Annotated in this window: 11 protein-coding genes and 2 pseudogenes; 5 read left to right on the top strand and 8 right to left on the bottom strand. The window is 53.7% G+C overall.

From position 1 onward, the window contains the following. Positions 1-155: 155 nt before the first annotated feature. The 4 genes and pseudogenes from BLQ41_RS30490 to BLQ41_RS14685 form a co-directional block, all read right to left on the bottom strand. Complete coding sequence (locus BLQ41_RS30490; RefSeq protein ID WP_197678929.1) at positions 156-335, bottom strand: type II toxin-antitoxin system PrlF family antitoxin; 180 nt, start codon at positions 333-335, stop codon at positions 156-158. Between the two features lie 43 nt (positions 336-378). Continuing rightward, complete coding sequence (locus tag BLQ41_RS14695) at positions 379-774, bottom strand: antitoxin Xre/MbcA/ParS toxin-binding domain-containing protein (RefSeq protein ID WP_090181937.1); 396 nt, start codon at positions 772-774, stop codon at positions 379-381. Further along, positions 771-2,048: a serine--tRNA ligase gene (serS, locus tag BLQ41_RS14690; protein WP_090181935.1), complete on the bottom strand. Its 1,278-nt coding sequence runs from the start codon at positions 2,046-2,048 to the stop codon at positions 771-773. Before serS ends, BLQ41_RS14695 begins: the two co-directional genes overlap by 4 nt. 406 nt (positions 2,049-2,454) lie before the next feature. Further along, positions 2,455-2,979: pseudogene (locus BLQ41_RS14685) on the bottom strand (metallophosphoesterase family protein); the annotation flags it as partial. Positions 2,980-3,281: 302 nt separating this feature from the next. Between BLQ41_RS14685 and BLQ41_RS14680 the strand changes: the two are divergent. Together BLQ41_RS14680 and BLQ41_RS14675 are read left to right on the top strand one after the other, a co-directional pair. After that, positions 3,282-3,743 carry a helix-turn-helix domain-containing protein gene (locus tag BLQ41_RS14680; RefSeq protein WP_090181933.1) on the top strand — a complete coding sequence of 154 codons (462 nt, stop codon included), beginning with the start codon at positions 3,282-3,284 and terminating at the stop codon, positions 3,741-3,743. 11 nt (positions 3,744-3,754) lie between these two features. Further along, positions 3,755-4,903, top strand: coding sequence for a hypothetical protein (locus BLQ41_RS14675; protein WP_231997099.1), 1,149 nt, complete (start codon positions 3,755-3,757; stop codon positions 4,901-4,903). Between the two features lie 189 nt (positions 4,904-5,092). On the opposite strand, the gene BLQ41_RS14670 is transcribed toward BLQ41_RS14675, so the two are convergent. Genes BLQ41_RS14670 through BLQ41_RS14655 form a run of 4 tightly spaced genes read right to left on the bottom strand, consistent with a single transcriptional unit; the run spans position 5,093 to position 8,751 of the window. Further along, positions 5,093-6,910, bottom strand: a complete 1,818-nt coding sequence (locus BLQ41_RS14670; RefSeq protein WP_090181931.1) for an ATP-binding protein — start codon at positions 6,908-6,910, stop codon at positions 5,093-5,095. Continuing rightward, the gene (locus BLQ41_RS14665) at positions 6,910-7,344 is read right to left on the bottom strand and encodes an ABC-three component system middle component 2 (protein ID WP_090181928.1); all 435 of its coding nucleotides are present in this window, start codon (positions 7,342-7,344) and stop codon (positions 6,910-6,912) included. The genes BLQ41_RS14670 and BLQ41_RS14665 overlap by 1 nt, the downstream gene beginning before the upstream one ends. Further along, complete coding sequence (locus BLQ41_RS14660; protein WP_090181926.1) at positions 7,345-8,415, bottom strand: ABC-three component system protein; 1,071 nt, start codon at positions 8,413-8,415, stop codon at positions 7,345-7,347. A 54-nt stretch (positions 8,416-8,469) separates the two neighbouring features. Continuing rightward, positions 8,470-8,751 (bottom strand): hypothetical protein, encoded by a 282-nt coding sequence (locus BLQ41_RS14655; RefSeq protein WP_090181924.1) that lies wholly within the window; start codon positions 8,749-8,751, stop codon positions 8,470-8,472. 960 nt (positions 8,752-9,711) lie between these two features. Here BLQ41_RS14655 and BLQ41_RS14650 point away from each other — a divergent pair. The 3 genes and pseudogenes from BLQ41_RS14650 to dacB all read left to right on the top strand — a co-directional run bounded on the left by BLQ41_RS14650 (position 9,712) and on the right by dacB (position 13,662). Beyond that, positions 9,712-10,056 (top strand): YggL family protein, encoded by a 345-nt coding sequence (locus BLQ41_RS14650; RefSeq protein WP_090181922.1) that lies wholly within the window; start codon positions 9,712-9,714, stop codon positions 10,054-10,056. 135 nt (positions 10,057-10,191) lie between these two features. Then, positions 10,192-11,397: pseudogene (locus BLQ41_RS14645) on the top strand (ISL3 family transposase). An 804-nt stretch (positions 11,398-12,201) separates the two neighbouring features. Then, a complete protein-coding gene (gene dacB, locus BLQ41_RS14640) occupies positions 12,202-13,662 on the top strand; it encodes a D-alanyl-D-alanine carboxypeptidase/D-alanyl-D-alanine endopeptidase (protein WP_090181920.1) in 1,461 nt (486 codons plus the stop codon). Positions 13,663-13,686 lie beyond the last annotated feature (24 nt).

The raw sequence follows: 13,686 nt of genomic DNA, 5'->3' as shown, positions 1-13,686 counted from the left end.
GCGATGTGCTGACGGATGATGACCCAAGGGAGACAAGGGAGAGACGGCGTTTGCAAGAGGCGCTGTTTGAGGCGCTGGCGAATCATCTGAATGATTGCAGTTGACTGTCAGGCCATGCAAACACGGATCGTTTAGTGGACTGCGGCCAGCCTTTTTTATTCGTCATCTCGGCAGAGCGGCTCAGTGAGATCAATCTGCACATCACCGACTAGCGAGTTGATGCGGGCGAGCAATTCTGAGTCAACAGCCTTCAATCGTCCCGGATGCTCGTCGATGTCTGCGGCCAGCAAGCCCAAAATCCTGAGCACCATCGAATCACTTTCCGACGATTCCAAGCACTTCTCAATGCAGTGCAATTCACTTGGCAGAGGGCGGCTCTCAGGTGGGAATGCCGTGTTCAAGGCGACCGATGAGGTCGGTGACGGCAATGACGCCGCGATCAGTACTAAGCACCTCCATTGGGGTCTTTGAATTCAAACCGTATGATGGTGAAGTCAGAAATAGCCTCGCTGCCTGGACATCGCCTTCGAAGAGTTCATTGGCCTCGATTAGGACGCGGATCAACGCCACCAAGTTCCGGCTTTCGCTCATAGAAAAATGCCCCGCACCTGCCGCCCTCGATAGCGTGCACTTTGGTATAGCCAGGTACTTACCTAATATTTCGCCGTCCAAAGGCAACACTCCGGCCAGTTGCTCGAACAAACTGAATGACAGACAGTGCTCTTCAAAATCGTTGACCTCTGCATCTGCCAAAAGAAGGTTTAAGGCCTTCATCGAATGATGTCGTTGCCCATGTACTGCTTCAGTACGTCCGGTACACGGATCGAACCGTCAGCCTGCTGATAGTTCTCCAGTACCGCCACCAGCGTACGACCGACCGCCAGGCCGGAGCCGTTCAGGGTGTGCACCAGCTCCGGCTTGCCGGTTTCCGGGTTGCGGAAACGCGCCTGCATGCGACGGGCCTGGAAGTCGCCACAGTTGGAGCACGACGAGATTTCGCGGTATTTGTCCTGGCTCGGAATCCACACTTCCAGGTCATAGGTCTTGACGGCGCTGAAGCTCATGTCGCCGGTGCAGAGTGCCAGGGTGCGGTAAGGCAGGCCCAGCAGCTGCAGGGTTCGCTCGGCGTTCGCGGTCAGGCTTTCCAGCGCTTCCATCGACTTCGACGGCTCGACGATCTGTACCATCTCGACCTTGTCGAACTGGTGCTGACGAATCAAGCCGCGAGCGTCACGACCCGACGCGCCGGCTTCACTACGAAAACATGGGCTATGGGCGACAAACTTGAGGGGCAATCGTTTTGCATCGAGAATCTGCCCTGCCACCAAATTGGTCAGTGGGACTTCGGCAGTCGGGATTAGATACAGATCGGCCTCTCCTTCACGAGCGATCTTGAACAGGTCTTCCTCGAACTTCGGCAACTGGCCGGTGCCTTGCAGCGCCGGGGCCTGAACCAGATACGGCGTGTAGGCTTCTTCGTAGCCGTGCTCGCTGGTGTGCAGGTTGATCATGAACTGCGCCAGAGCGCGGTGCAGGCGAGCGATTGGGCCGCGCAACACTGAAAATCGGGCGCCGGACAGACTAGCTGCCGACTCAAAGTCCAGACCTCCGCTAAATTCACCCAACGCGACATGGTCTTTGATCTCGAAATCGTACACTCGCGGAGTGCCCCAGCGGCGCACTTCTACGTTGTCGTTCTCATTCGAGCCGATGGGTACGCTGGCATCCGGTAGGTTGGGAACGGTCAGAGCGATATCGTCCAGTTCTGTCTGAATGCTGTCGAGCTCGTTTTTGGCAGAGTCAAGTTCGCTGGCCATGCGCTGGACGTCAGCCATCAAAGGAGCAATGTCTTCACCCTTGGCCTTTGCCTGCCCAATTGATTTTGAGCGGGCATTACGTTCAGCCTGCAATTGTTCAGTGCGGATCTGCACCGTCTTTCGGCGCTCTTCCAGCGCTTCGATGCGCGCAACATCCAGTACAAAGCCACGGTACACCAGGCGATCCGCCACTTCCTGAAGGTTGCTACGTAACAGTTTGGGATCGAGCATTTAGGTTTCTCGCAGTGCTAAGGTGGCTTTGCAGTTCAATCGTGAGTGAGCCCAGCGAACTGAAAGACGGTTTAGGAGAGAGTGATAAACATCGGTGCAAAAAGGAAGGTTTCAGGAAGACAGCTACGCACCACTACCTGTAATTCCGTACTCATTGAACGCTTGAAAAGCAGGCAAGTTCACAGGCTTTCAAGCCCCTCGGCCAGCCAGGATGTACAGCAGGTCTTTTCTTTCAAAAATACAGCCATCTAACTCGCGCTCGACCAATTGATGTGATCAACACATCGAACACTGAGCCAACACTCCCCTCCCAAAACACCGATCTGCCCGCACACTTCGCAAGTCGACAGTGACCGCTCCTGGGCAAGGTCTACTGCGTCTCGACAAACTGCATCGCCGCCAGAACGACTTCCGGGATCGGACAATGATGTGTGACAACGATGGTTTTCCCGTCGAACGGCTTGTTGAGTTCACTCACCAAAAAGTCAAAAGCATCGCGATTTTTCTCAATCACGTCTGCGGGTCGTAGCCGTCGAAAGCTCTCCTCGGCTCTGATCACATGGAAGTCATTCATCCACATTCCGCATGTCACCATCGCTGCCACCGCATCACCGGTGGAGGAAAAATCCGTCCAAGCCGTTGTGACCAAAAAACGGGTCTGGTTGCAAACCCAAACCTGATTTTCCAAAACGTGCACGTGCGGTGCCGCTGCCTCTCGCATTTTGCGAAGCGTGTGATCGAGGTGGCCTTTGTAAAATTCGTGATTCCCGCATACGTAAATCACGGGGCAGTTGAAGGTCTCGTTTGCCCATTTCACACCTCTCGCCTGGACGTCGATGTCGCCGGCCAACACGACGATGTCTGCGTCAGTTGTGGGAGGTTCGAACGGGGCGAACTCGTTGTGCAGATCCGAGAAAATCTGGATTTTCATGTTCCGCCCATTTCCAAAAAGTAGGTCGACAACTGGAAAGCGCCATCCATTATCGGCGCCACAAATCAGGGAGATACAACCAAGGCCCTGACTCGATTTAGCTCTATATTGAAAGGTGCATTTCTCTCGAAAGGAACGTTTCGATGCTGACGCCTGCGAGCACCGCAATAGGGAGCTTGCCCAAAGGCCTATCCCACTCGTCTGTCTCAGACATAGCGACCTTGTCAGACCATTATGCCAATACGCATTTGCGTCTGACAACACAAATTCGACATATCGTTCTATTTGACGGGAACGTTTGAATGTCGCTTCGCACCGCCTATGCCGCAACACTGCAATTTCTGCGAGCCCACAAAAAGCTCTCGCAGCAGAAAATTGCAAAGCAGATCAACCAATCTCAAATCAGCCGCTTGGAGGCAGCTGAGAGATCGGTGTCACTGGAGGTAAGTGAGCAGCTTGCTGAGTCCTTTCAACTTGATCCGCTGTCTCTGCTGACAGTCGTTTACGCGGCACATCGTGGGCAATCACCACGCGAGATTCTCCGTCGCCTCCATGACGACCTCGATTCATCGAACTTGCTGGACGTCTCGCTTACCAACAAACTGGACAAAACCGCACACCCTGTCACCGCGAAAGCGACCAAACTGAAGAGCGACATCTTCGAGTTGATGGATGAAGGACATTCACAGGCCGAAGTTGCCCGTCGGCTTGGCGTATCAAGGCAAACCGTCAGCAAGCATGTACGCGAGCGAGAAAACGATTGATTTAGGGGTGAGTGCGTTACGTGAAGGGTGAAGGCGTCACCAACCAGGGACGAGTCAGAAGTGACAATATCGCGTCCCGGGAGCATCAGGGGCTGCTGTTTCGCTCGAAAGCCGAGGTCACGCTCTTCATTGCCCTGACGCGTGCACAGCTGCCTGTAGCTCCCCTCCCCGTCTTCGTTCGTATCGGCAAATTCTACAACCGTTTGGAGCCTGACTTCGTTGTTATCTACAAGGGGCTCACCTTCATAATCGAGGTCGATGGCGATACCTATCATCGAGAGTCGCCTGCTGAGGCCGATAAGCGCTTGGTTCCACTGACCTGGGAGGGAGTGGAGGTCAGGAGGATAGTCGTCCGACCAAACGACCCAAACGCGTTGCCTATCGCCTTGCAGGATATGCGACAGGCCTTTGGACATGCACGTGAGCAATTTGGCGCAGATGTGGGAAATGCAAATGGCCGACTTGATCAAGGAAACTTGGATCTGCCCCCAGAATCCTTTCTGCTTGATCTGTGTCTTCAAGGCCCTGAGCAGCTACGCGAGACCCTGCAGAGGCAAACACTCACAGGACAGGAGGTCTGGCCTTTTGTTGCCACCGCACTAAGCCAGCAGGGCACAGAGCGTCCATACTGGTTCCTTGTATCGATGGTCGACGACATCGGCCAGCTAATTGGCCAGCTCCGCAGGGCTGTGGCGGTGTCCCGTCAGGATCAGTTCAAAGAGCGCTGTAACGCGGCCATAAGAGCCCTTGAAGCCAAAAGACAGGAGCGCACACTTGCGCCCGCTACTGAGATTGCGACCTTCACTGTCGCACAAACTGCTGCAGCTGAAGCCGCACGAGAAAACATACCCGACTCGATGGATCGCAACGAAGGCACTATTCGTGAAGCATCTTTGGAGGCAGCCCCGCCACTAGCGGCGGTATACGCCGGCGAATTCACTGCCGGCCAGGCTTTTCCTGCGGTGTATGCGTCTGATAACCCAGACTCGAAAAAGTACTGGACTCGCCAGTTGCTCATAGCTGCAACAGATGCCGGTGATCGCTCAATGCTCATTACCGTCCTGCGCGAACCGCAGTTCGTCAACCTAAAAACGGATGCACGGAAAGCGCTGCGCCTGGTGGATATCCTAACGTATGGGCCGAATATTGAACTCGGGTGACCCAAGATTAGTTCGACGTGCACGCTACATCTCAAGCAATTTTAAGAAATTTGACTTAATCTACTCTAGTTCAAAGGTGTCCAGTATCAATAAATCAAAAGGAGAGAGTCTGCCTGACTAGGTAGCCAGAATTCAGTTAGTCGATCAGCCCGCCACGTGACGGGTGACCGACAACATCACAGTATTGAATCAGCCTCTTAGTGGGAAAAAACCATATCGCCCATTCTTTCTGCTCTTCGTAAAGTGCTGATAATTCATCTGAGGGATGAGCACCATATCAGGCTCCTTGTTCTCAAATATAATAACCTGAGAATCTTTGAAGTTATCTGCAATATCCTGATAGAACGCATAAATCACGTCCGCTGCCACTTCCTCATCATCGTCCTCAGGCTCCGGATCCCCTTCCTTGTACGTGGTCAGTGGCGAGTCAAGCACTACAAAGCCAGGATGGCGTCCAGAAGGCTTCAGCAAATTCATAAGCCCCAGAGCAAATGCAGAGGAAGCGATCGCTCGATATCCCTTGCCGAAATTGCCTCTAGCACTCCCGCCAATCGTGATGTCCCGTGCCGTGAAGTCGAACTCTACCGGGAAATAATTCGGGAAGCTCCAGCGCTGCAAGATATCCTGAATCTCTTTCACCAGGGGCTTGGTAGACTCCTCAAAGCTTTCAGGGGTGTACTTGTTTTGTTCCTCAAGCAGCAGAACACCCAGTCGTTTCAGCTCCTCCCTCAGCTTGGCCTTATCGGCAACGAGCTTATCCAGCGTCGAGAGATCATACTTGAGGCACGAGGCAAGCTCCCTCAGGTCGCTCACTGCCTCTACCGAGTCCTGGATCTCCGAGGTGATCAGCTTCTCCAGTGCGGCGATGGAGGTTTTAGTGGTCTCAGCGCTGGAGGTGTTCCGTTCAATCGCTGCCACCAGGGATCCCTGAGCTTCCCCGAGCTCATGGAGGTTCTTCGAAATTCGCTCCAATTCGAAGGAAACACCCTTCTTGATGTCATCAACATCCGTCGTGCATGACTCGGAGTCGAAATGATTGCCACAGGTTGGACAAAGCACCGTGTCTGAATCATTGAGCAGGACTGCCGCCTGCTCAATGCCCTGTAGGCGCTGGCGGTCTGATTCGTACTTCTGGCCAAGCATGTCAAACCGACCAAGGAGAGCTTTGTCTTCAGCAATTTTGCCTGCGACCGCGTCCAGTTCAGAGATATGGTTGGCCTTCCGGGTGAATAAGTCTTCACTCGAATGGAACGCGCCTTCCAGTTCAGTTTCAGCCAACTTCAGCCGAAACGCGACCTGGGTGGTAAACGAATTGAGCCTCTGGAGTTCAAGAGCCTCAGCAGCGTCGTCACCCGGATAAAACTGCTTGATGATGCCTTCGACGGCAGTGACCCGGTGCTTCAACGCCCCCTTTGACGCCAGCTCCTTCTTGGCTTGTTTAACCCCTGCGTCGTCTTTCCCCGTAAGCAACAGCTTCAGGATAGATGTTTCTTTAGTGCTCTCATCATTCTGACCAGTCCCCAGAGGAGAGTAATCAGCTACAATTCGCATTTCATCCATCAAAAAGACTTTTTCGAAATCGCGAAGTGAGAACGAGGCATTATTTAGCGAAGCTGTGCCTTTCAGCAAAAGCTTTCTATTCAATCCCAACCTGTCCAAAAACTGATTGGAGACCGAGTTCATCTTACTAGGGTTGTGCTTCACCCCCAGGGTTAGAACCTTTCCCTCTTCATCGTAAAAGGTCGGCTTGGAGCTTGCTGTAAGACCCCTCTCGATGGTGAAGGAGCTCTCATCATCGTGTACAAACTTAACCTTGACGTTGGTATACCCTCGCGACTCCTTGATGGGCTTCGGAGGTTTGGTCGCACCAAGGGCAAACTTTATGCACTGAACAATGTATGACTTACCGGTATTGGAGCCGCCTTGGACAACGTTCGCACCCTTTTCAAAATAAACAGCGGCATCTGCAAGTTCAGGGCCACTCACAACAACACTTTCAATAAACATCAGACCACCCTGTCAACCTTATAAATAGTGCGACGTTGAGCAGTGAGGTAATCAATATTTTCCTCAACCCAAGAAACGCGCCGCCTGAAATCTGCGTGATACTCAGCGCTCAACTTGGCGGTAAACATATTGCCTGCACTGGTGATAGAATATCGAACGCCACGCTCATCAACCTGAGAAGTCATCAACCCCTTCGCGGTAAATAATTTAATCGCGCTAGGGAAGATCTCTCGCCTACGAACCAGCTCGGCAAGTCGATTCAGCAGAACTGGGTGCAGGCTTGGTTCCCCTTGAAAGTCACTGCTATAAATAGACGCATAGTCAAGGAAGATAAGCTCATCTAGGTCAAGCTCCCGGGCCAAGCCCGCAAGCAACAGAGCGATGCGTGCCCCTATTTCCACAGGGCTGTTGTACAAATCCTTTGAGTTCATCATCTATTTCTTGATCCATTTAAACTTCAGGTCATTCACCAACTGATGGCACAGGCCCTTTCGATCGGATGTCTGCAAAAAATGACGTAGTGGATGGGAGTCATATGGGATTTTTACGCAGTGGGTGCTCACTTCGAGAAACCGTTGATATCCATCGTCGAACTTTTTACGCACAACACTGTGCACACCTTCGTGGCACTCGCCTTTGAGTTTTTCATAGCACCCTGTAGGAAACGCATCGCGCGAAAACATCTCCAACGACTCGGCGCTGAAGAAATTGATTCTCGCTCGCTCAAAGTCATCCTTGTATTCAGTATCCATGACGCTATCAAATGAATACTCTGCCCCATCGGCATCAGAGAACGCGTCCAAGAGAGCATCAATGTAGACTTTCTCGTTATCACCAACAGCACTAGATTCGGGCTTCCGAACCTGTGGTCGCTTTAAGTGGTAACTCCCGAACCGAGTCGTGTGATACGGTGTCAATGCATGCTTCTCAATCAACTCATGGGAGGACATCTCATCAACAAAAGAAAAATCGAGGGCATTGAGATAGTCCAATAGAGTTCCCTCAAGAGGAATGGACTCTGTCTTCGTGATCTTATCCTTACAGGCCTTATCCCAGCGTTTAATGATCTCAGCCTTGATGCGAGACTTCTTGGCCAGCATGTCAATGCAATCAGAACTACAGCCTTTCGGCGACACAAAGCGATACTCACGCGGCAGGGTGTAATCGCCCCTCCACGTGTAGTAAACCAGTTTACCCAGTTCCGCCACTACGTTTGCAACGCTCAACTTATCTTTGTAGTGCTTGCACTGATAGTTGTCCCACCCCATTGCGTACTTGGCGATGACATCGCGCCCTTTGTCTCCCGCACCAGCACAGCGGGTTACTGACTCGTAACCTTTGCCTAGGTATGAAACGAATTCCAGCGTAAAGACCTCCCAAGCATCCGCTGACATGATCTGCAGGCGATCCAGGGGATGAACTGGCTCACCTTTTTCTACATCCAGAGCCGTGAGCATGAACTCCGGGGCTGGAGGGATTGTGATGGCGCTCTCACCAATAGACATTAGTTACACCTCTCCGGACAGGTGCGCCAGCCCCAAAATAATATTTGACGGAATTCATAGTCCGAGATCGCGCTCAAACTGAAGACCCTGGATACGATTTGGCATATCACCAATAATTTTATTGGGATCCTTCCGCAAGGCGCCGGTGAGCTTCTTCAGGAAACGCTGATTCAACTCCATGTTCCCCGACAGCTCAGCAATGATGATATCGGGGTAAACGTCAGCGTCTTCCAGCCCAATTGTCAGCGCCGCGCGGGCTGCGCCAATTGGCTTATCCATCGCATATTCGACTAGATCAGCGGGATGAAAAACGTATTCCTGTTCCTGCTCACTCATGCATGATCCCCTTGGTTATTGAAGAGTTTTTCGTATGGGTGATTCGTCTGGGTTGTTGAGTTGTCGAGATTTTTAGTTGTTGAATTTTTAATCGGTCGCTCTTCAAATCTCAGGCGCGACGAAGACTCCCAAGTAACCGCCTCGGGATGTGATGGTTGTCTGTCTGCGTTCCTGTGGCGTAGCTGATCCATGCCGAGTTCCTACCGCCCTCCGCACTCGCTAATCGAGAAGCGCTGGGCATCCGGGTGTCCCTGGGTAATAGCACAATACTATCGCCATTGCGCTGTGCTGGGGAACCCGGTGGTGCGCCTCTGGGGCTACTTGGATGGATCTCGGGGGGCTCGCTTGGTAGGGCGGAGGGTTATGGGGCAGCGGGCTTTGCGGGGTGGTGGGGTGTCCATCGGTTTGGGGAAATATGGACAATGGACAGAAAATTTCAACCTACTGATGTATTGATGTCGAACATCCCTAAGCCTCACGAAAACTCGTGCCCGACGGGGAGTGACACTGTTTGGCCGAGTCAGTAGGCGCCGACTCAGCGAAGAGGTGAGTGCCAAAGCCTGCCGGTGTTTCTTGCTTCGACCGGGGCTGGGAAGAGGTCGCGTCGTGCCCTGCCGCCGTTCAGAGACTCAAGGCGAGCATTTTGCTCCCTACCTCGATGAGAAATCCAATCGCGAGGCTGAGGGGATCGAACCTCTTTAGAAATACCAACGAAGGGAGTCCGTTCTAATTGAATATTCGCGTAGGTACCAATACGCATCTGGATGCGTATTGGTAGTGCCGGAGTGTGACCTTCCCCCAAGCGCCAACCTAGGGGAGCTGGGTTTGTAGTCGACATACACACCTACACACATTTTGAGTGGCTACCCCCCCGATTAGGGGTTCAACTTCACTCAGTCAGGCAGGCATCTCGCTTAGCTGGTAAGATGCGCGGCGTTATTACTTAAGAGGATTGTTTCAATGGCCACTAACCGCTCCCAGCGTCTGCGCAAAAAGCTCTGTGTAGACGAGTTCCAGGAATTGGGCTTCGAGCTGAACCTGGACTTCAAGGAAGATTTGGCTGACGAGGCAATCGATGCATTCCTCGACGCGTTCCTGAAAGAAGCCATGGAAGCCAACGGTCTGGGCTATGTCGGCGGCGACGACTTCGGTCTGGTTTGCCTGATCAAGCGTGGTTCGGTCAGCGAAGAACAGCGCGCTGCCGTTGAAGCCTGGCTCAAAGGCCGCACCGAGCTGACCACCGCTGAAGTCAGCCCGCTGCTGGACGTGTGGTACCCGGAAAAGCCGATCAATCCGGTAGCTTGATGTTCAAAGGGCCATCCGTCGTGATTGGCCCTTTTTTTTGGTTCCTCACGGAATCCCGGGAAACACAGAAACAAGAACGCCGATTTGATTGATGATGTTCGTGCGAGCAAACACATCTAACAAACCGGCGTTCTTATGCGCGATATTAATACTTTCCTTCCTTTTTGGGAGGGCTTTTCTGTTGCCACGATCAAGCCTGATGGTGACACCCTCCTGATCGATCTGACACTCCACGCTACCCGATTCCCGTCCTGTGGCGGATGCCAAAAACCCTGTTCAACCACACATGAGTATTGCGAGCGAGTCATTCGTGATTTGCCCATTCTTGGTCGTGCGGTACGTCTCAGCGTTTTGCTCCGGCGCGTTGGTTGCCGCGACTGTGGCAAACGCATGGAGGCCGTCAGTTGGCTGGATCGCTATGCCCGCATGACGCGCCGTTTGGCTGAGGCGGTCATTCAGGCTTGCGAGCGTCTTCCCACGCTGCACGTGGCGCAGATGTTTGGGCTGCATTGGGAGACCGTGCGGTTGCGGGAGCGTCGAGCCTTGCAGGCAGCATTGAGCGTTTTGCCAAAGGCGCAACCGCGACGCTTGGTGATGGACGAGTTCGCACTGTTCAAAGGTCATCGTTATGCCAGCGTTGTCCTGGATGCGGATACGCGACGGGGGTTGTGGATCGGCGAAGGCCGTAGCCGGGCGGCGGTCAGACCCTTTTTCGAAGAGCTGGGGCCAGAGGGTTGCGCTCGAATCGAAGCAGTGGCGATGGACATGAACACCGCTTTTGACCTGGAGGTTCGTCAGCACTGCCCCAAAGCGCGAGTGGTGTACGACCTTTTCCATGTGGTGGCCAAATATGGGCGAGAGGTGATTGATCGAGTCCGCGTCGACGAAGCCAATCGACTGCGTCATGACAAACCGGCCCGAAAGGTCATCAAGCAAGCGCGATGGCTGTTGCTGCGCAACCCGCAGAACCTGAAAACGCCGGAGCAACAGGTGCGTTTGGAGGATCTGCTGGCGGCCAACCAAGCGTTGATGACGGTCTATTTGATGAAGGCTGAACTTAAAGCGCTTTGGGCGCCAGGCACCGCCTGGGGCTGGCGATCCGCATGAAAACAATGGCTGCGCCATGCTCATAAAAGCGAAATACCAGCGCTGATCCAGTTCGCTAAACGACTAAAGGCTTACTGGTGGGGCATCGTGAGTCGGGTTCGCTGGCCGATGCACACGGGGCAGCTGGAAGGCATAAACAATCGAATAAAGGTCATCAAGCGGATGGCGTACGGTTACCGGGACAGTGAGTTCTTTTTCATGAAGATCAAGAGCGTCTTTCCCGGTAATCCGTGAAGAACCTTTTTTCTTGGGGTGCAATACGAAGTCTGCCTTGCTCTCTTCCTTTCCACTACGACCAATACAGCATCGTATTAAAGACCTGGTCTAGATAGGGATCTACAAAACAACTCTCTTGCCTTCTCTTAGCTTTTTCCTGCAGGCGAAATCAGTGCCCCGTGACAATTAACTTACTGATTTCAAAAGTACTTATCTTCATAACCTTCTGACCTCACTCCCAAATCGCCTGCAGACTGCACGCTCTTCATTAGCTGCTGATGATATGAAAGGCCTAGAACCGGGTAGTCATTGAGAGAGTCGAGGAGATCGAGTGCAGTGCTAAGCAGCGAGCTAGCTTCCGCAGGGCTTCGCAGTTTGGCCGCCAGCATGGCACCAATGGAGAGTGAAGTTACATATACGGGCGAGGAATTTTAAGCGGGAAGACCGTCCGCTGAAGGATCAAAAAGCGATGCGGAAGGCTGGGTACATTTTTGGCAAGATTTTGAGGATTACGCGCAAATTAGCAAAACTTGAAATTCATCGACGCACAGTTTTTTGCGCAGACGCTGGGAACGGTTAGTCGCCATTGGAACAATCCTCATAAGTAATAACGGGCGGCACTTTAGCAGTTTCAGCCGCTGATTGCCCGACTCTCGGCGGCGTGACGCCTACCGCCGGTAAAAAAATAGCAAATCAGAGAGGTCTGGCACGGCACAAGCGGTTACACCTTGGGGCATAATGCCGACACTTTCATGACCACTGAGGGATTTTTGTCTCCATGCCCTCGTCTTTTTTCCCCTCGGCTGTAGGGTTTTATTTCACATGATCAAGTCTTTGCGTCCATTGCTGCTGGCCGGTTTCCTTCTTCCCCTGGCCTTCTCCGTTTCCGCCGCTTCCATCAACACCGGCCTGTCGCCCAACGTCGAAAAAGCCCTCAAGGCCAGCAAACTGCCGGACACCGCCCTGTCGCTGGTGATGATTCCGCTGAACGGTCCCGGCACTCCAACCATTTTCAACGCTGACGTTTCGGTCAACCCGGCGTCGACCATGAAGCTGGTCACCACCTACGCCGCGCTGGAAATGCTCGGCCCGAACCATCAGTGGAAAACCGAGTTCTACACCGACGGCACCTTGAGCGGTGGCATCCTCAACGGCAACCTCTACCTCAAGGGTGGCGGCGATCCGAAACTGAACATGGAAAAACTCTGGTTGCTGATGCGTGACCTGCGCGCCAACGGCGTGACGCAAATCACCGGCGACCTGGTGCTGGACCGCAGCTTCTTCGTCCAACCGCAATTGCCCGAATTCAACGATGACGGCAATGACGAGAACAAGCCGTTCCTGGTCAAGCCAGACTCGTTGATGGTCAACCTCAAGGCCCTGCGCTTCGTGGCACGCAACGACAATGGCCGGGTGCTGATATCAGTGGAACCGCCGATCGCCACCATCAACATTGAAAACCAGGTCAAAGCCGTCAATTCCAAGCAATGCACCGGTGGCGTGCGCTACAACCCGGTGACCCAGGCCGATGGCAGCGTGACCGTGACGGTCGGCGGTCAGTTGGGCGATGGCTGCAGTTCGCAGACTTACCTGTCGCTGCTCGACCACGCCACGTATACCGCTGGCGCGGTGCGTGCGATCTGGAAAGAACTGGGCGGCAGCATCCAGGGCAAGGATCGCCTGGCCCCGACGCCAAGCAACGCCAAGGTACTGGCGCGGGCTTACTCGCCGGACCTGGCGGAAATCATTCGCGACATCAATAAATACAGCAACAACACCATGGCCCAGCAGTTGTTCCTGAGCCTGGGCCAGAAATTCCGCACCGATGCTGACGGCGACGACGCCAAGGCTGCCCAGCGTGTGGTGCGTCAGTGGCTGGCGAAGAAAGGCATCACCGCGCCGCACCTGGTGATGGAGAACGGTTCCGGCCTGTCCCGTGCCGAACGGGTGAGCGCGCGTGAAATGGCGGCAATGCTGCAAGCCGCATGGCGCAGCCCGTACGCCGCCGAGTTCATCAGTTCGATGCCGATTGCCGGCACTGACGGCACCATGCGCAAACGCCTGAAGACCACCGCCATGCGCGGCGAAGCCCACGTCAAGACTGGCACCCTGAACACGGTACGCGCGATCTCCGGCTTCAGCCGCGACGTCAACGGCAATACCTGGGCGGTAGTGGCGATTCTCAACGACAAGGCGCCGTTTGGTGCTTCGTCGGTGTTGGATCAGGTGTTGCTGGACCTGTATCGCCAGCCGAAAGTGCCGGAAACGGCTTCGGTGCTCTGACCTGTTCCACCAAACACTTGAGAT

The sequence above is a fragment of the Pseudomonas arsenicoxydans genome (genome assembly GCF_900103875.1).
Lineage (GTDB): Bacteria > Pseudomonadota > Gammaproteobacteria > Pseudomonadales > Pseudomonadaceae > Aquipseudomonas > Aquipseudomonas arsenicoxydans.
The sequence above is the reverse complement of the archived record's forward strand: the minus strand, read 5'-3'. Positions and strand labels throughout refer to the sequence as shown.